This window comes from Streptomyces sp. Act143 (assembly GCF_003143935.1).
Classification (GTDB): Bacteria; Actinomycetota; Actinomycetes; order Streptomycetales; family Streptomycetaceae; genus Streptomyces.
In genome coordinates, this window is the sequence record NZ_QFRX01000001.1 from 4,177,477 (window position 1) to 4,195,064 (window position 17,588).

The 17,588-nt window shown below is 70.4% G+C and carries 19 protein-coding genes; 1 reads left to right on the top strand and 18 read right to left on the bottom strand.

Annotated features, from left to right (window positions below; genetic code table 11):
• Window positions 1–40: 40 nt before the first annotated feature.
• The 7 genes from DI272_RS18565 to DI272_RS18595 all read right to left on the bottom strand — a co-directional run bounded on the left by DI272_RS18565 (window position 41) and on the right by DI272_RS18595 (window position 8,381).
• Window positions 41–262 (bottom strand): hypothetical protein, encoded by a 222-nt coding sequence (locus DI272_RS18565; RefSeq protein WP_109496434.1) that lies wholly within the window; start codon window positions 260–262, stop codon window positions 41–43.
• Entirely contained in the window at window positions 255–716 is a 462-nt protein-coding gene (locus tag DI272_RS18570; RefSeq protein WP_146238352.1) for a hypothetical protein, read from the bottom strand. The genes DI272_RS18565 and DI272_RS18570 overlap by 8 nt, the downstream gene beginning before the upstream one ends.
• The gene (locus tag DI272_RS18575; RefSeq protein ID WP_109496436.1) at window positions 717–1,757 is read right to left on the bottom strand and encodes a hypothetical protein; all 1,041 of its coding nucleotides are present in this window, start codon (window positions 1,755–1,757) and stop codon (window positions 717–719) included.
• Complete coding sequence (locus DI272_RS18580) at window positions 1,757–3,067, bottom strand: hypothetical protein (RefSeq protein ID WP_109496437.1); 1,311 nt, start codon at window positions 3,065–3,067, stop codon at window positions 1,757–1,759. Before DI272_RS18580 ends, DI272_RS18575 begins: the two co-directional genes overlap by 1 nt.
• On the bottom strand, window positions 3,067–7,518 hold the full coding sequence (locus tag DI272_RS18585; protein ID WP_181387240.1) for a hypothetical protein: 4,452 nt from the start codon (window positions 7,516–7,518) through the stop codon (window positions 3,067–3,069). Before DI272_RS18585 ends, DI272_RS18580 begins: the two co-directional genes overlap by 1 nt.
• Window positions 7,519–7,584: 66 nt before the next feature.
• Window positions 7,585–7,803, bottom strand: coding sequence for a hypothetical protein (locus DI272_RS18590; protein ID WP_109496438.1), 219 nt, complete (start codon window positions 7,801–7,803; stop codon window positions 7,585–7,587).
• A gap of 20 nt (window positions 7,804–7,823) precedes the next feature.
• Complete coding sequence (locus DI272_RS18595) at window positions 7,824–8,381, bottom strand: hypothetical protein (RefSeq protein WP_109496439.1); 558 nt, start codon at window positions 8,379–8,381, stop codon at window positions 7,824–7,826.
• A 179-nt stretch (window positions 8,382–8,560) separates the two neighbouring features.
• Between DI272_RS18595 and DI272_RS44185 the strand changes: the two genes are divergently transcribed.
• Window positions 8,561–9,076, top strand: coding sequence for a hypothetical protein (locus tag DI272_RS44185; protein WP_146238353.1), 516 nt, complete (start codon window positions 8,561–8,563; stop codon window positions 9,074–9,076).
• A gap of 294 nt (window positions 9,077–9,370) precedes the next feature.
• Here DI272_RS44185 and DI272_RS18600 read toward each other — a convergent pair whose 3' ends face one another.
• From DI272_RS18600 to DI272_RS18650, 11 genes are all read right to left on the bottom strand, one after another.
• The gene (locus DI272_RS18600) at window positions 9,371–9,748 is read right to left on the bottom strand and encodes a hypothetical protein (RefSeq protein WP_109496440.1); all 378 of its coding nucleotides are present in this window, start codon (window positions 9,746–9,748) and stop codon (window positions 9,371–9,373) included.
• Complete coding sequence (locus DI272_RS18605; RefSeq protein ID WP_109496441.1) at window positions 9,745–10,329, bottom strand: hypothetical protein; 585 nt, start codon at window positions 10,327–10,329, stop codon at window positions 9,745–9,747. The genes DI272_RS18600 and DI272_RS18605 overlap by 4 nt, the downstream gene beginning before the upstream one ends.
• A complete protein-coding gene (locus DI272_RS18610; RefSeq protein ID WP_109496442.1) occupies window positions 10,320–11,126 on the bottom strand; it encodes a hypothetical protein in 807 nt (268 codons plus the stop codon). The genes DI272_RS18605 and DI272_RS18610 overlap by 10 nt, the downstream gene beginning before the upstream one ends.
• The gene (locus tag DI272_RS18615) at window positions 11,126–11,830 is read right to left on the bottom strand and encodes a hypothetical protein (protein ID WP_109496443.1); all 705 of its coding nucleotides are present in this window, start codon (window positions 11,828–11,830) and stop codon (window positions 11,126–11,128) included. Before DI272_RS18615 ends, DI272_RS18610 begins: the two co-directional genes overlap by 1 nt.
• 2 nt (window positions 11,831–11,832) lie before the next feature.
• Window positions 11,833–12,537, bottom strand: a complete 705-nt coding sequence (locus DI272_RS18620) for a hypothetical protein (protein ID WP_181387241.1) — start codon at window positions 12,535–12,537, stop codon at window positions 11,833–11,835.
• A 127-nt stretch (window positions 12,538–12,664) separates the two neighbouring features.
• Window positions 12,665–14,644, bottom strand: coding sequence for a glycosyltransferase family 4 protein (locus tag DI272_RS18625; RefSeq protein ID WP_109496444.1), 1,980 nt, complete (start codon window positions 14,642–14,644; stop codon window positions 12,665–12,667).
• 3 nt (window positions 14,645–14,647) lie between these two features.
• A complete protein-coding gene (locus DI272_RS18630; RefSeq protein ID WP_109496445.1) occupies window positions 14,648–14,923 on the bottom strand; it encodes a hypothetical protein in 276 nt (91 codons plus the stop codon).
• A gap of 10 nt (window positions 14,924–14,933) precedes the next feature.
• A complete protein-coding gene (locus DI272_RS18635) occupies window positions 14,934–16,223 on the bottom strand; it encodes a hypothetical protein (RefSeq protein WP_109496446.1) in 1,290 nt (429 codons plus the stop codon).
• Between the two features lie 69 nt (window positions 16,224–16,292).
• A complete protein-coding gene (locus DI272_RS18640) occupies window positions 16,293–16,598 on the bottom strand; it encodes a hypothetical protein (protein ID WP_109496447.1) in 306 nt (101 codons plus the stop codon).
• Entirely contained in the window at window positions 16,599–17,072 is a 474-nt protein-coding gene (locus DI272_RS18645) for a hypothetical protein (protein ID WP_109496448.1), read from the bottom strand.
• 22 nt (window positions 17,073–17,094) lie between these two features.
• Entirely contained in the window at window positions 17,095–17,571 is a 477-nt protein-coding gene (locus DI272_RS18650) for a hypothetical protein (RefSeq protein WP_109496449.1), read from the bottom strand.
• Between the last annotated feature and the right edge of the window lie 17 nt (window positions 17,572–17,588).

Sequence of the window (17,588 nt, forward strand, 5' to 3'; positions counted from 1 at the left end):
GAAGTGAGTCCGGCCCAAAACCAGCGACTACGGGAGCAGGTTAACCGCGTCCGCTCGCGCGGTGCTTCGCCAGGTCCTCCGGCCACAGCACGACGCCGCCCGGGAACGACTCCAGCGCCGCCCCCAGACTGATGGCGTACAGCGGATGCACCTGCTCGTCCTCGTCTCCGTCGATCAGGACGCGTCCGCTGGGGAACTGCGCACCGTGCAGGATGCGCTCGCCGGGCAGATGCAGCTGGAACGGCCGCGCGAGGTCAGTCATAAGACGACGATACGGGCGCAGCCAGCAGGTGGACGGTCACGCCGGGCCCGGCCGACTCGGCGACACCAGTCCCGCGCCGTGGCCGGCTCCGCCACACCCGCACCAACGCGTACCAGGTGGTGACCTCCTCCAGTGCTGCCCAGACTGTCCGTTCGTCGCTGCCGGGCTCCGGGTCCACCACCGTCGCCGTCACGGCCGGAGCAGCCTCGTAGGGGGCAGGAAAGGACCATCGGGCCCGCCCGTCCTCGCCGGTGGTCACTACGGCCGCCACGAGCCCGCCGGGGGCCGCCACGGGTCCGACAGGGGTGACAGCCTGCGGGGCCGGATCGCTCTCCAGCGGGGCGCCACGGCTGCGACTCCGCCCGGCGATGCGGGCCCGCTGGTCAAGGCTGCGCAGCACACCGCCGAGCGGGCTGCCGATCATGCGGCGGGCGGGAGTTCCGCGCCTGGCCAACTACGCCACCTCCGTTGCGGCCGCAGCGACCTGGACCTGCACGCTCTCCGTGCCGGGCGTGGTCTCGTCGCCGCCGGTCTCCGTGACCTTCACACCGGTGATCTTCAGCCGCTGGGTGACCTTGCGGCACGTGCTGGAGCTGGTGATGTCCAGCGCCCACCCGGGCACCAGGTTCGGCACGTCGATCGCAGCGAGCGGGCTGATCGTGACCTGCTGGGTGTCGATGAACACCGGCACCTGCGCCGAGGTGCGCCGCCGCGCCTTCGCGGCCTCCACCGCCGAAGCCGTGTCGGTGATCTCCGTCATCTGCACGTACCGCTCGTGCAGCCCATACACCGGGTCGACACCACCGTCGGAGCCGATGACGCCGCTGTCGTCGCTGCCCTCGACGATCCACCGGGTGACGAGGGCCTTGCCGTCGTCGCTGACCTCCAGGCCGTCGGGCAGGTCCGCGTCCGACAGCCGGCCGACCGACACCAGGTGCGTCTCGGGCAGCAGCAGGACCGTCGACCCGATGACGGTGTAGTCGATGCCCGCCTCCGCGAGCTGGTCGAGGTGGTCGCCGCTCTGCCCCACCCCGGCCGTGTACGAGCGGGAGCCGCTGATCCCGGCCTTGCCGATGACCTTCACCTTGTGGCCCGGGTCGTCCGGCGCGAACGCGTCGTCGATGAGCCACTGGGCGATCTCCGACAGGTCGACGTTCGTGAACGACTTGCTCTCATGGGGGACTCGGTCACCCAGCCACACGCTGATGTCCTCGGCGAGGATCTCGACCTCGCCGAGCGACCAGGTGACGGACGTGACTGGCCCGTCCCACACGTACTGGCCGTCTCGGAACAGCACGAGCCGGTTCCTCCACGACCCGACGTTGCCGAGCCGGCCACAGCAGTCGCCGTCCGGCTGGATCAGGGCGCGGGCCGCGCTCGTCCCGTCCAGCACCCTGTTCCACTCCACCTCCGTGAGCACGTTGGCCGCTGCGACTGTCGCGCCGTTGCGGTCGAGCAGCTGGGCGGTATGCGTTCCGCAGCCGGCTACGGACATCAGCGCCCCCGCCCCGACACGCTCAGCGTGACCTGCGAGTCCAGCGCTGGCGGCGACTCGATGTCGCTGGAGATGCAGACGCAGTACTGGGCGCAGTCGAGCGCCTGGTAGGTCGGCGGCTGCCCGTCGCGGCCGTAGACGTCCGGGCTGGACTCGCACACCCCGCCGCACTCGACGGTGGCCCTGCCCGTCTGGCCGTCCAAGGTCACCGCGCCCCCGGCTGGCACGAATGTGACGTGCCAGAAGTTCGCGGGAGAGCACCGGTTGATGTCGGCGACCTCATCGCAGGTGAGCGTCTGGTCGCCGTGCTCGTACAGCTCGATCGTGATGTTCCGCAGGTCGCTCGATCCGGCCCGCAGGGTGACGATCGGGACGTCCCGGCTCCAGTTCGGGCGGCCCGTCAGGTCCAGCTCGTAGCAGGCCCGTTCGGAGGCCAGCGGCAGGCAGAAGCAGGTGGTCAGCGGCGCTCCGGGCAGCGGTGGCGCGGACGGCTTGCAGCGCGGGTCGGCGCACGCGGCCGTCGGGTCCGGGCAGGCTGCGAACCGGCAGCCTCCGCACTCGTCTGGTGGGAGGAGGCACCACTCGACGCAGGAGCCGTCGAGGTCCATCGGCGGCGTGACCTCCAGAACCGGCAGCGGGTCGGTCCACAGCCACGGCACCGCGGCGGTCATCACCCACTCCACGGTCAGGATGTCCGCGCCGTTCTGGCACGAGCCCGTCTCGCAGCCCTTGCCCGCGCGGGCGGTGACCTTCGGCCCCTCGACGAGCGCCACCCGGCGCAGGGTGCGCCGGTGCCTTGAGTTGAAGGTGGCCGCGTCCAGCTCCTCGCCGGGGCAGCAGTTGTAGACCGTCAGGCAGTCGCCGTCGCAGCCGCTGTCGCCGCAGCCCTGGAGGACCTCGCCGAGCCAGTGCAGCCCGTAGTCGACGCCGCAGCAGGACGAGCCGAGCACGAGCGCGGTCACCGTGATCGTGCGGGGCAGAGCACGGGCCGGGCCGATGGCGCCGCCGCCGGCGATGCCGCCGGTCACGGTGCGCTGGACCGGATAGTCGTCGAGGCCGTCGACCTGGAGCACCATGACGCCGGCGAACTCGGCCGACTCGGGCACGTCCGCGTCGTACCAGGGTGCGGGACTGTCCGCGTCGTCGGGCGTGGTGTACGGCAGCTCCTCCAGCGTGGCCGCCGTGAACGTCGGGCAGCCGCATCCGCTGTAGCCGTCCAGCGGCGAGCCGACGGTGTCCAGGTAGACGTTCAAGCGGGCGTGGTTCACCACCTCGACGCCGCCGTAGGTCAGGTACCAGTCAGCCGCCATCAGCCCGTCACTCCTGCCTCAAGCACGAACCGGTTCATCACTCGCGTCGCGGTGGTGCGTGCGTTGCCGACTTCCCGGATCTCCCAGTGGTGGTTGTGGATCACGTCGCCGCCGCTCTTACCACGTCCGAGCGCGGCGACGTCCCTCGGATCAAGCCCGGACTGGCGCAGCCGCTGGCTTCTGGTGAGCGGCACCACGTTGCCGCCGCCCAGGCTGGGGGCGGCGTCGCCCAGGCCGGACAGCCCCGAAGACACCCCGCGCACGAGGTTCTGCGCCGCCTGCCGGGATGCCGCGAGCAGTGCGGCCATCCGGTTGAGGAAGCCAATGTGGAGACCGGCGCCGGTCATGTCGCCGAGGCGCATCATCACGCGCGACGGCGACTTGATCCGCAGCGCGGTCCGGATCGCCGCCTGCATGCCCTTGGCGATCTGGAGCATCAGCTGCTCGATGTTCTTGCGCTGCGCCTTCAGGCCTGCCAGGAAGCCCGCGCCGGCCTGCTTGCCCGCATCGAACAGCAGGTCGGCGCTGGTGTTGCCGAGGACGCCGCTCGCCTTCGTCAGCTGCGCCTGGAGGCTGCTGAGCCTCTTCAGCTGGTCCGACGTCGTCGCCTTGAGGGCGTCGGCGAGCTGGGCGCCCTGCACTGGGCCGAGGCTGATGATCTGGGCCAGCAGATCCTTCGACAGGCCCCGCTTGGCCAGGTTGTTGATCTCGGCGGTGAAGTGCTTCACCTGGTCGATGCCCGCCTGCAACCCAGCCTGGAGGCCCTTGACCGTCACCTTGTCCAGGCCCTGGGCGATGTTCTGCAGCGAGAACGCGTCGACGGCCGACTTCGCGGTGTCGGCCGCGAACTTCTGCGCGTCGGCCAGCTTCTGCACGAGGGCGTCGCGCTGCGCCGCCAGGGAGGTCAGCCGCTTGTTCCCGGACTGGAGCAGCGACACGAGGCGGTCGTCGACCCGGGTCTTCTTGCCCTTGAAGGCGTCGGTGATGGCCTTGACCAGGGACTCGGTCGTCGACTTGATCTGCGCGGCCGTGCCGGTCAGGCCCTTCACGAAGCCCGCACCGACGAGCTTTCCGATCTTGGCGAAGACCTTCGACGGCGAGGCGATCTGGAGGATGTCCTCGGCCGCGGTGATGGCCGTGCCTGCCATGTCCTGAGCGGCGACCGCGACCAGCCGCGCGTTCGAGCGGATGCCGTCGACCATGCCCTGCACGACCCGCGCGCCCACGTTCGACAGCAGGTCGGCGATGCCGGAGAGGGCCTTGCCGAGGCTGGCGATCGCACTGTTGGCGGCTGCGCCGCTGTTCGCGGCGGTGCTGGAGGCGGCCAGGGTGTTGGCCTGGACGACGCCGAGCATGGACAGCAGCCCGGAGCGGGCGGCGAGCGCGGCGGCGCGCTTGGGCTTGGTCAGCGGGATGACGACCTCGGGCCCGGCCTCGCCGATCAGCGCGTGCGTCGGCCCGTAGACGATGCCGCCCTGGGCGAACGGCAGGTACTTTCTGACGCTGCTCGGCAGCCCGCTCTTGATCTTGGCCATGATCTGGGAGCCGACGTTGCCGATCGCGCCCACGATCTTGGAGCCGAGGCCGGAGAACAGGCTGACGACCCCGGAGATCAGGCTCGACACGGCACCCTTGGCCGCGCTGGTCGCCGAGTGGAACGCTCCCGCGATCTTGGAGCCGACGCTCGACAGGGTGCTCCCGATCCGGCCCGGCAGCCCGGAGAAGTACGAGACCACCGACGAGCCGGCCGAGCGGGCGGCGCTGAGCGCCGAGGAGCCCGCCGAACGGAACAGGCCAGCGATCCGGCCTGGCAGGGAGGCCAGCAGCGAGTAGATCCGGCCTGGCAGGGCGGCAAAGAACGAGGCCGCCTGCGACACGAACGACGAGATCGCCGCCGTGGTCGCGTTGAACCCCGACACGAAGGCGTTGAGCAGGAGCGAGCCGAGCGAGGAGAGTCCGTCGACGATCCGGCCCGGCAGCTCGGTGAAGGTGAAGACGACGCCCGCGAGCAGGGTCAGCAGGGCGATCGCCAGTCCGGCGACCGCGGAGGTGAACAGGTCGAGGAGGAGGCCCGGCAGCGCCTGTAGTCCGGCGAGGATCATGCCCGGGAGCTGGGTGAAAAAGCCGACCACGGTCTGGAAGCCGGACACCACGAACTGGCCGATTGTCGTGAACAGATCGGAGAAGAACGTGGCCAGGGTCGAGCCGAGTGACGACAGCCCGGAGACGATCAGTCCCGGCAGTGAGGCGATGAACGAGACGACCGACGAGACCCCGTCGATCAGCCCGGTCAGGACGCCGATCACGCTCTGAATGACCGGGACGACGCCGTTGATGATCAGCCACGTCTCGAAGGAGGCGGCGATCTGCGCGATCGGGCCGATGATCCGCAGCAGCAGGACGGCCAGCGGCGCCACGGCGGCGACCAGCCCGGCCAGGGAGGGCAGCAGCGGGATGAGTGCCTGGACCATGGCCGAGAAGGCGTCGACCAGGGACGGCAGGGTCGGCAGCAGGGCGTCGACCAGCTGCGTGATCACGGGGGCGACGGCAGCCGCGACCTGGACGAGGGCGCCCGCGAGGGAGGACAGGACGGGTGCCAGTCCGGCCAGCAGTTGCCCCAGGGCCTGGCCTAGTCCGGTCGCGAGCGGCGTCAGCGCCTGAACCAGCAAAACGAACGCTTGTGCGATTTGCGGGAGGACGGGCATCAGCGCGCCGACCAGCTCCTCAATGATCGGCGCGAAGAGTCCGGCCAGGGCTGAAAGCGTCGGCGCCAGGGCCTGCGCCAGTACGGAGACGAGCTGGCCGGCCAGCGGCAGGATCGGCACCAGCGCGGACAGAACCTGCCCCAGGGCTGCACCGACTGGCCCCAGGGACGGGCCGATGGCGGCAAAGGCGGAGGCGACCCCGGTCGCGACCTCCTGCAGAACGGGCGCGATCTGCGCCAGCGCAGGGCCCAGGGCGGTGATCAGTCCGGTGATCGCCGGTCCCAGGGCGACAAAGACGGGGCCGAGGGCGGGCGCGATGGCGCCGATCTGTGTGACCAGCGCGGACAGGATCGGCCCGAGCTGCGCCGCGATCTGGGCGACCGTCCGGAAGATGTTGCCGATCGCCTCCTGCCCGGCCGCCGACTGAGCAAATGAGGCGAACGCGCCGGTGATCTGCTGGATGTTGTTGAGCAGCCCGCCGCCGCTGACATTGGCGGCCTTCCAGACGTTGGCGAGGATGCTGCCGACGTTCTGTGCGATCTGCCCGAGCTGCTGGAACACGGTGAGTGCGCCCTGGACCAGCGACACCGCCCGACCGCTGTCGGCGAGCTTCTGCAGGAACTCGCCGATCCGCACGCCGACGTTGCCGATCGCCGTGCCGAGCTGCGCGCCGAACGCCTGACTGACAGTGCTCGCGACCGCCAGCAGTCCCGACGCCAGCGGCTGCACGGCCCGCGCGAGGCCGTCGACCGCGCTCGCCGTCCCGGAGACGACGCCCTGGACGCCGGTGAACGCCGTCTTCGATGCCGCGAACTTCAGCCCCTGCTGAGCGGCCCGCCCGAACGCGGCCGCGATCTGATCCAGGCCGGACTGCAGCGGCAGCAGGTTCTTGATCGCCCCGGTGACGTCGCCGGAGAACTGCTTGAAGAACTGCTGCTGTACGGACTGCTGGACCTTCTTCAGCTCCGGCGCCAGGTCATGTACAGCGGTGACGGCCTCCCGCGCGGCTGGCGCCAGGCCCTTGATCGCCTTCTCGAAGTCGCCGGCCTTCGAGGAGAAGGCGGCCGTCAGCGCGTCACCGACACCGAGGACGGCCAGCTTGAGGGTGCCGAGGGCGACCTGCGCGCCGGCGATCGCCGCAGGGAAGGCGGCGACGATGCCCGCGGCCGGGGCGAGCGCTGCGAGGAGTTTCGCGACGCCCGCGGCGGCGCCCGCCGCGGCGATCCCGTACGCGCCGAACTTCAGGCCCGTCGCGAGCACCTTGCCGACCCGGCCCGCAACACCGGCGAGCCCGGCCAGGGACCGCGTCAGCCGGTTGTTGTCGACGTTGACGTTGGCGTTGACTGTGACGTCGGGGGTGTTGTGCGCCCGGATACGGCGGTCGAGTTCGTCCAGGTCGGGCACGACCCGGATCGGGATCTCAACGTCCGCGAGGAGGGCACGCAGCCGCTCCACGAAGCCCGTCACGTCCGGCGCGACGGGGATGTCGATCGAGTCCAGCGACCGCAGGCCGTTCAGGAGCTGCGCGTCGAAGCGGCGCAGGTCCGGCTCGACGCGGACGGTGACGGCCTGGGCGTTCAGGCCCCGCTGGATCTGCCGGCGGATCTGCTCGCCGATCCGGCGGGTCGCCCGCAGTAGTGCCCGCTGGATCTGGGTGCCGGCGACCCGGGCTTCACCGTCCGCGCTGCGACTGTCGATGTCGATAGTGATCCGGGCGGATCCGAAGTCGACGTCATCGCCTGCCATCGGGCAACCTCACGGATGAGTGCGGTTGCCCGGCCTAGCACCAGCGGCGATCTCAGGATATGCGGTTCAGCCCGCCCCGAGCTGGGCGTCCTGGGCTGCGAGCTGGGCCATCAGCGCGTGTGCGTCCTGCATCGTCATCACGCCGCGCTGCGGCTGCTGCGGCTGCTGCTGCTGCGCCCTCGGCAATGCCGCGGCGCGGCGCGGGCGGCGCAGCTCCTTCGGCATCGCGTACAGCTTCGCCTGGACTCGGCGGCGCTCGTTGTCGTCCTCGCAGCTGTTGTACATGGCCTGCTCGGCGGCGTTGACTAGCGTGCGGAGCGTCCAGCGGTGCGGGTCGATCCCTTGGAGGGCGAGCTGCCCTTCCCAGGCGTCCCAGCCCTCCGCGACGCTCGCGAGGATCCGCTGGACGGTGTAGTAGGGCGGTCGTTGCCGCCTCCGTACAGCTCCGTCGTCCACTCCAGCAGCTCGACCAGGACGCGGTCGGGCAGGCGCAGGCTCTTGTCCTCCACGCGGGCCGTTCCGCCGAGTTCGGCCGCCTTCGCATCGGCGTCCTCGCGGCTGCGGAAGTGATCCACGGTCTTGCCGCCCTTGATGACCTCGAACCGCAGGAACCGCTCGGCGGACTCGGGTGTCATCAGCCGGCCAAGGAAGCTCCGCATGCTGCTGTAGACGTCGCGCAGCGCCGTCGGGTCCATCTTGGTGAGGTCCTGCTCGCCGCCGATCAGCGCCTGCGCTTCCTGAATCCGGGAGTACCCGTCGAGGAACTCGTCGCCGAAGACCTCGGGAACGAAGTGCAGTTCTCCCAGGGCGCCCAGGTTGGCGACGTGGGGTTCGGTACGGACAGCGAAGTCTTTGGTTGCCACGGGCGTGCCCTTGTCTCCCGCGCTACGCCCGGCCTAACACCAGCAGCGTGCCGGGCGATAGTAGCGGTTACGCGCTGGGGATGCGTGGCGCGTCGGCAAGGAGCAGACTGGAATACAGACAATGCTACGGACAGGCCAGGCGGCGAACCCTTGGACGCGCACACAAGGGAGGCACGGCCATGAAGCAAATGTCACCGAGTACCCAGACGGCTTCCATTCCGCCCAGCCAAACGAGCGACGAGGCACGGAAGAAACTCGCCTATGACGCCGCGGTACAACGTCTCATCGACCAGAAAGCGACCTTGAACTTCTTTCGAGAGCGCTCTGCTGGTCTTTTTGCTGTCGCCAGTCTGATAGCGTCGATTTCCTCCACAGCTGGCCTCACCGGCGAGAAGAACCCACTGCCCCTGCCAGTCAGCATCGCGCTCATGGCGCTCATGGCCCTCATCGGCCTCTGCGCAACGTTTGTCCTGTGGCCGCTGAAACATTGGGGCTACAGCCCCAGGGCGGACGCCATCCTCGCGGCCAACAAACCTCTCGCCGATATCTACGAAGAAGCAACAAATGGAATGTCGGCGGCCATCACCGAAAACGACAGAAAGCTGAACTTCCGCGTACGGATGTACCGGCTAGCAGGATTGCTGACCCTCTGCGAAACACTGACAGTAGTTGCTGGCGCAGCCGCTTCAACGTGAAGGAGGACGCCGTGCCAAAGCGCCGAAAAGCTGGAAGAAATCCCCGAGGTCCTGGAGACGACGACAAGAAGAATAAGTGGGTTTACAACGGCGTGGGAGTCTCCCCAGGTGCACCCGCACCCGCTGAAACGGAGGACGACTACCGGGACTGGGTGGAGGAAGGCCCGCAGACAGTCTCCTTGCCGGAATCAGAGCACGACACCCACGCACAGCGCGACACCGCTGATCGACCGGGCGATGCGTCTTCCTCAGGAAGCAACTCGTGAGGCGCGACAACATCTAGCGCGGCCGCACCTATCGACCAAGCCGCAACGCCCTGCCCATGAAGTTGTTCGGCCTGGTCCCGGGATGCCGTACGACCTTCGCGAACACGATCTGACCGTCGACCTCGAACCGTAGGGCTCGCGCGCGCCTTGCCCGGATCAGGTGGGGGCGGGTGCCCTCGAGGACGTACAGCGTGGCGGGGTGGTCGCAGGTGATGACGCCCTGCAAGCCGTCCCGGCCCTCCTCGATGTGCCAGTCGATGTACTGCGGCATGCTGCCCGGCGCGAGACCGCGGGCGATGTCCGCGACCCGGCTCGTGCGCCGGGCGAGGTTCCGCTCGACGATCCCGCCGCGCAGCCGGAGGAACCGCGACAGCCGGCCCTGATCCAGGCGTACTTCCACGCTCACGGCGACTCTCCCTCCGGACACGCGCACGACGGCAGCGCCACGGTGACCCGCTGCTCAAAGCCCACACACTGCCCCTGCGGGCCCACGGTGCGCATCTGGCCGATGGTGTAGGTCTGCCCACGCCGGGCCGTGCTCGTTCCCGGGAAGCAGCACTCAAGGGCGTTCCACACCGCAGCCGCGTCCACGGCCAGGACCCGGGCGGCTTCCTCATGTTCCTCGCACGTCGGAGGACAGCCGCCCTCGCTGTAGGTCGGCGCGCACCGCAGGAGCGTGATGACGTACTCGGCGGCCGGACGGACCGGCGCGCAGTTGCGGCTGCCGAGGACGTCACGGGTCTCCGTCGGGAAGTGCGAGGTGGCCACCATGCCCGCGAAGTGCACGGTCAGCTGACCTGGAGTCACCGTCTTCCCGCACTCTCCCGAGCCGCAGTCGTCCCACGCCGGCGTACCCGCCACCACACACGACCGGCACGGGCAGCCCGGCTGATCCTCCACCTTGGCGGCCATCAGCGTCAGCTCCGCGCACACGCAGGCGAGGAGCTTCTCGGCGGTCTCGTGGATCACGAGCGGGCTCAGGGGCACTGCTGCACCCTCGGATACCGGAAGTCGGGGCTGTAGACCCGGCTGGGGCTGGCCTGCCGGTATGGGTTGACGACCGTCAGCCACATATCGACCAGCGGCAGCCCGGTCCGGCCCTCGCTGTAGATGACCGTCGGGTCCGCGAGCTCCATCTCCACGCCCTGGCGCACCAGCCGCGTGAGGTTCCGGTTGGCCTTGCAGCCGCACGAGCCGCTGCCGCCGCACCCCTTGAGGAGGTGGCAGGTCAGCTCGGACACCGCGGCGACGGCGGCCTCGTCGACCGGCAGGCCGATCCGGTACGTCACGGTGAACGTGTCCGGCTCGCCGGGCGCGGCCGCCATGTCCTGGCAGTCCGGCCAGCAGCCGCCGCCGACCCGCACCAGCCGGCCAGGGGCGTCGACGCGGTACTGCTCGGGCGCGAGGACCTGGCCGCCGATGTTGACCTCGGTGACGTCGTAGACCGGGCCCGGCAGGTACACCTCGCACAGCTCGCCGCACGAGCAGTCCGAACGGCAGCCGCACACGCTCGCGTTGCGCCACTGGCCGTCTGAGCCGATGTACGGGATCCACGGGCCCGTGCCCGCCCCGGCCTGGAAGGAGATGAAGCTGGACGACTCCAGGCAGGCCCTGCGGCACGGTCGTACCGTGACCGGGCATGGGCCGATCCGGCGCCCGGACAGCGCCCACAGGATCTGCGAGGCGACGAGCGTCCAGCGCTCGAGGACGTCCGCCTCGACGCCGTCGACGTCACAGCACAGGTTCGTTGGCCAGGCGTCGCATGGACCTGTCTCGATCGGCATCAGCGCCCCCGGTACTCGTAGTCGGACGGCGAGGGGAAACGGGAGCGGATGACGCGGCCGACCTCGCCGTGGGCGAAGCTGTCCGGCATCGTCGACAGGAACGGCGTGGCCCGGCTGAAGCGGGGCCCGCGGTGCATGACCTTCACGTCCTCGATCTCCGTGCCGCCGATCTCGTTCAGCACGCCATACGCTGTCCGCTTGTGCAGCACCGCGATGTCGCGGCCCGCGTCCAAGGCGCGGAGCATCCCCGCCTTGGATACCGGCAGAGGCACGTGCAGCTCGTAGCACCACGGGTTCATGTACCCGTGGTCGACCAGGAGGTCAGCGGTCTCCCGCATACCGGCCAGGTAGGGGCCAGAGGCTCGGGCCGCGTAGTACTTCTCGACCTCGCGGACGGGCCCGCGGTGCAGCACGGGCATCGTGTCCAGCGGCTCCATGACGAACATGTCGTCGTTGGCGTACAGGAACGTGTCCGTGATCTCCGGGTGCTCGCAGGCCGCCCGCATCGCCGCCGTGGTGTTGGCGTACTTCGTGCCCGTCTGCCGCGTCGGAATGTGGCCGACCCCGCCCAGCCAGACCGGCTTGTACCCGACGATCCACACGCGCCGGTGCGGGAGGCACGCCTGCCAGCTTCTCAGCGCGTAGCGGAGCTGCTGGTTGGCGGGCTGCTCCCGCACCGGCACGACCAGGTCGAGGTCGGCCACGGTCAGGACGCCAGGCAGAGGCCGCCGGTGACCGGGGTGTACTCGCAGACCGGCTCGGGCGGCGCCACCGTCGTGACGAACGTACGGCGGTGGCAGGTCGCGCCGAGCGGCGTGAGCAGCGGGCCCGGGGTGCCGGCCGCGTCCGTTGCCATGACGTCGTACGGGCCGACGCCCCAGCCGCCACCGGCCCGGGTCGCGCCGGTCAGCTGGAGCGTGACCGCCTCGCTGCCCACCTCCAGGTCGCCGAGGATGCCGTTGGTGACCCACGGCAGCAGGAAGTAGATCCACGCGCCGTCACCGGTGCCGTCGGCGGCGCAGGCGTCGGAGCCGAGGACCTCCGCCCAGAGTTCGAGGGCGAAACCAGAGTTGCACTGGAGCGAGCAGTCGTCGTAGCCGATCGGCCGGCCCGCGTAGTCGTAGACGACGGGGTTACCGGTCGTGATCTCCAGGAACTCCGGGGAGACGCTGAAGAAGTTGACCTCCACGTCGTAGCCGTTGAATGTAGGACAACCGCGCTTGAAGCCGCACTGGCGGCCGTTGGCGGCCTTGTAGGTCACGTCGTCGCCGTCGTCGGTGTTCGGGTTCATCGCGACGCTCGCCAGGCAGTCGAAGACGAATCCGTTGTCCTCGCCGCAGACGGGCCGTCCACAGGCGTCGACTCGGGTCACGCGGACCGTGTCGAGGTTGGCGATCAGGGGACAGGTCACTGGGGCCCTCCAGCACGAAGCGTGCAGTGGCTCGGCCCACAACCAGCAGCGAACGTGTGAAGCGCCCGGCCTAGCGCCAGCGGCTGCGACCAGCATAGCCAGGAGACCCGCCTCGAACACCGCTGGCTTACGCCTGGTCAGGAAGCCGCCGTGAACGCCCGACGAGATCCGTGATCGCGTCGACCCACAACTTCAGCTCCTCGCGGGCCTGGTCGGCGAGGAACGCGCTGCGCGCCCGAGCTGCCATCGACGCCTTCCGGTAGCTGTCGCCACCGGCGTGCAGCTCGGAGACGGCTTCCACCCAGGCGGGCGGGTCCCAGCGGTCCAGGAACAGCGCGCCGTCACCGAGGGCCTCTTGCAGTCCGGGCGTGGGGTGGGCGATGACCGGGATGCCCGAGGCGAGCGCCTCGACGGCGGCCATGCCGTACGACTCGTAGATGCTCGGGGCGAGCAGGATGCGTGTGCGTGCCCACACGTCGCCGCGCATGTCCGACGTCTGCCCGATGATCTGGGCGTTCGGCGGGTGCGGGGCGAGGATCTGCGGGCCGTGGGAGCCGGTGACGCCGAGGAACGGCACCGTCGGAAGGGCTTCGGCGACCGCGTGCCATGTGTCGACGCCCTTGTCCCGGTTGAGGTTGACCAGGGTGACGTGCTCGCCGGTCACCGGCGCACGGTGCTCGTCCGCGATGACTGGCGGATGCACGACCAGGCGCGGCACCCGGCCCACTTCCGGGTAGCGGGGCGCAAGGGACGCGACGACCCAGGCCGTGTTGTAGACGCACAGGTCCGGCAGCAACCGCAGCGCGCGGGCGTTGGTGTCGAAGTCGGAGTGCAGCAGCAGTACGGAGCGGGCTCGCAGCCGGCGTCCGAGGATCAGCGCCCGCTCGGCGAACCCGTGGTGAGAGACCATCACCTTCGGCCGCAGGGACCGCAGCAGGGCGGGCGCGGCCGTCGGGTCGGCCTTGCGGTGAGGGACACCGTCCACCTCCCACTGCGGGGGCGCCTCGGGCATCTGGGAGGCGACGACGAGGACGTTCATACCGGCCTCGTGCAGGGCCCGCATCATCGTCTGGAGCATCGTTTCTGACCCGGCCCGCCGGTACGGGACGCTGTAGTGCACCCACGCCACCACGTCGGCACGGGCCGGTTTCCGGGGTGCGCGTGCTGGGGCGGGGCGGTCCTTCTTGATGTCCTCGCAGACGGCTGTGAAGGCCCGCAGCCTGTCCGCGTGGTCGAGGCCTGCGGTGTGTGCTCGGGCCGCGGCCGCCGCCGCGGCGTAGGCGTCCGGGTCGGCCAGGCGCCGGATCTGCGCCGCCCACCGGTGCGGCTCATCGCGGGGCACGTAGGTGGCGGCGTCGCCGAGGGCCTCGCGGATGCCGGGAAGTGGGGCGGCGATGACGGGGATGCCGGACAGCATGGCTTCCACACCGGCCCGCCCGTACGACTCTCGCGCCGAGGGCATCAGCAGCAGCCGTGTCCGCGCGTACAGCTCGCGCGGGTCCATCCGGTCGACCAGCTCGACGTTCGGCAGGTCCAGCGGCACCGGCCGGCCGGTCCCCCGCACGACGAGGAACCGGGTGTCGGGCAGTTCGGCGGCGACGGCGGCCAGGACGTCGGCGCCCTTCGTGACGCTGCTGCCGTTCAGGGTGACGAGCCGGCCGGGCGTCGTCCGGTACCGGCCTGGGTCGATCGGCGGGGGCAGGACGACGGCGGGCCCCCGGTAGCCGCTGTAGTGGTCGCGGCACGCCTGGGACGGAAACCAGGCCAGCCGCGGCCTGCCGAGCTGCCGGTTGACGGACATGCCGTGCACGAGGAGCAGATGGGGCACGCCGCGTACCTGGGTGACGATGCCGGGGGCTCGGCGATCGCCGTGGTGGGAGACGACCAGTTCGGGCCGGACCGCCTCTGCGGCCCGCCACCAGTAGCCGAACGGCCACACCCGCACACCGTCTTCGGTGCGGACGGCGGCGGGTGCGGTCGCCGTGGTGGTGACGACGTCGACCTGGTGCCCGGCCTCGACCAGGCCCCGCAGATACTCGCGGGTGGTTACGTGGGCGCCCGTCGACGGCAGGCCGCCGTAGGCGGGCAGGAAGGCTAGGACGCGCACGACCTACTGACCGCCGCCGGTCGAGCCGTCGCCTACCGGCAGCTCGTCGATCGGGACGACAGGCGGCGGCGTGCCCTCGGGCGGAGGTGGTACGTCGCCGTCTGCAGCGATGAACTCGGCCGCGTTGGCGTCGGCCTCCTCACGGGCTGCGGCGATCCGCGCCTGGTACTCCTCGGCGGTGATCTCCGTCCAGTCGTCCGGCAGCGACGGGCCGGCGATCGGCCCGTCTCCGGTGGTGGCGAACGACAGCCCGTCAGGGGATGCGTAGTAGCGGGTCATCCGTCCTCCGTTACGCCTGCGTGGTGGTATGGATCGTGGCGTCCGACGTCCACGAGTTGATGGTGATCGTTCCGGCGATCACCCGGACCGCGCAGAAGAAGTGCAGCGCCAGGGTGCTGTTCGCGGCCCGGTCAAAGCCGGACTCCGATACGGAGCCGGCGTACCGCTCGCGCCTGGCCGTACCGAACGCCGTCAGGACGCCTTCGAGGGGCCGGATCTGGAGGGCGCCGCCGTCCTCCTGGTAGACGTAGCCGAGTTCGAACGTGGCCGTCGAGCTGGCGCTGATGTCGATCGAGGCGTGGACGTGCGAGGTGTACGACCACAGCCGGCACTCGTTACCGAGGAAGTTGGCGGGCACGTCGAACGCGACCACGGCGGCCACGCCGCCGGGCTGGAGGAATGCCCAGCCGCCGGTGGGGCCGATGTTCGACACCACCGGGTTCATGTGCTCCTGGTAGATGTGGTCCGCCGCGGTGTAGTGCTCGGGCGGCGTCCACAGCGCGCCAGTGTTGGGGTCGCACTTCAGCGTCGAGTGGTCGACGTCTGTGCAGTCCCAGTGATCAGCCCAGGCGTCCGAACCGGCGATCGGGAACGCGCGCAGCGGATCACCGGCTGTCCCATCGCCCTGGAGGCCGCAGCCGATGACGTCCGGCGGGACGTAGAGCCGGTTGTCGGCGCCGAAGGCCAGCCGGTTGCCTGCATCGGCCGACGGCGCGACGAGAAGGCCGGACGGGGACGCTTCGACGCCGTTCTGTTCGGGCGCCACGATGACGTCACCGGAGACGACGTACGGGTCTCCGGCTGTGCCGGTACCGGTCACCGTGACGTCCAGCGTGGTGGTGTCGGCGGCCTCCAGCGCGGTTCCGGCCGCGGCCGGGGTGTAGATCCCGCCGTCGGAGCCGATCGTCGTCTGGTTTCCCGCGTCGCCGCTGATGTCGGCCGCGATCACTCCGGTCGCCGGGTCGTAGTCGATGCCATCCCCGGCCGACAGGCAGCCGCGCACATCGGCGCACTCGACGAACAGACCGTCAGGGCCGGACTGGAGCAGGTTCGTTCCGCCTGCGGGCGGGGAGGGGTCGACGATGACGTCCGCCGTGACCGTGTACGGGTCCCCGGCCGCGCCGGTGCCGGTGAGGCCGAGGTCGACGGTCGTGGAGTCGGCGACGGCGAGCGCTGTCGGCTCGGCGGCGTCGGCGCTGATCGTGTACGGGTTGGCCGCGCTCCCGTTACCGGTGACGGTGACGCCGGGGCCGGCGGTGACGCGGCAGTTGCACGGCGAGACGCCGCAGCACTTGGCCATGAGAAGGCTCCAGGTGGAGAGCAGTCCCGCCCGGCCCACAACCAGCGGCGTCGATGCGTTCGAGGGTGATCAGATGCCCACTGCGTGGGCGTGCACGGTGACACCGGCGGCGGGCGAACCCACGGCCAGGACGCCGATGCCGAGAATCGTCACGCCTGCTGAGGCGAGGACATTGACGGTCGTCGCCGTCGCACTGTTGGCGGTGATGGAGTGCGAGCGGAACGCGCTGGCTCCTTGGAGGCCGACGGTGACGGCGGGAGGCGACGAGAACGCACCGGCGGGCCAGGCGAACGTGACGTTGCCTGACCCATCGGTCACGCCGGTCGCCCGCTCCACGCGGACCGTCGTCGGGCTGTAGCGTCCCGCGGTGCTCACTTAGATCTCTCGGGTGCTCGTCACGAGGAAATCGGACCCGGCGACGCCGGTGAACACGAACGCGTCCTGCAGCGACTCGCCCGCGTCGCCGCCCCGGTCCACGCCCCACGTCAGGGAGGTTCCGGCCGCCACGGTGACGGCCGTGCCGCCTCCGATAGCAACGGTCGGGGATCCTGCGTAGACGACCAGGGTCACGGAGCGGGCGCCGGCCGGGATGGTGATGTTGCCCGCGCCGGTCTGCCGCTGGATCGTGGAGTCGATCTGCGGGTTCGGCGCGGGGGCCTGCTCGGCGTCACAGCGCACCACCGTGCCCGTGGGCACGTAGGGCGTCGCGCCGTCCAGGGTGGTGTCGGTGACGACCGTCGCGCCGTCCTCGGTGCTGTAGCGCCGCAGGAAGCTGCCGGCGTCGTCGCACAGGATCTCGTACTCGTCATCGGGCGTGGCCGCTGCCACGCTTCCGCTGGTACCGGACATGGGCGGAGTCTCCTCGGTGCGGTCAGGCGATGCGGTTGAAACGGACCATGGTGCGGCCGATGTTGTCGGTGCCGATGCCCGCCACCTTCGGTGTCCCGCTGGCGGCGAACCAGGCCGCTTGCAGGCGCAGGCTGGTGGGCGTGGCGACCTGGTACTCCAGGGCCGTGCTGGCGGTGCGGTTGTCGCCGCTCTCGATGGACGGCTGCCCGGCCTGGGTGATGACGCTCTGCTGGTTCACCAGGAGTTCGGAGCGCGGCACGACCACGCCGGCGGTGGCGTCGAAGAGGCGGGCGACGATCCACACGTTGGCCGGGGAGTCGATACTCAGGGCCGCTCGAACGGTGACGTCCAGGTCGTACGTGCCAGCGCTCGGGAGCTGCGCCACCAGCCCGGTGTCCGCCCAGGTGTTCGCGGCCAGCGAGGTCATGGCAAAGCCCGGCGCGGGCTGTTCGGCCAAGCCGTGCTCAAGCAGCCGGAGGGCGGCACTGGTTCCGGACATGGAGGCCTCCGGGATCG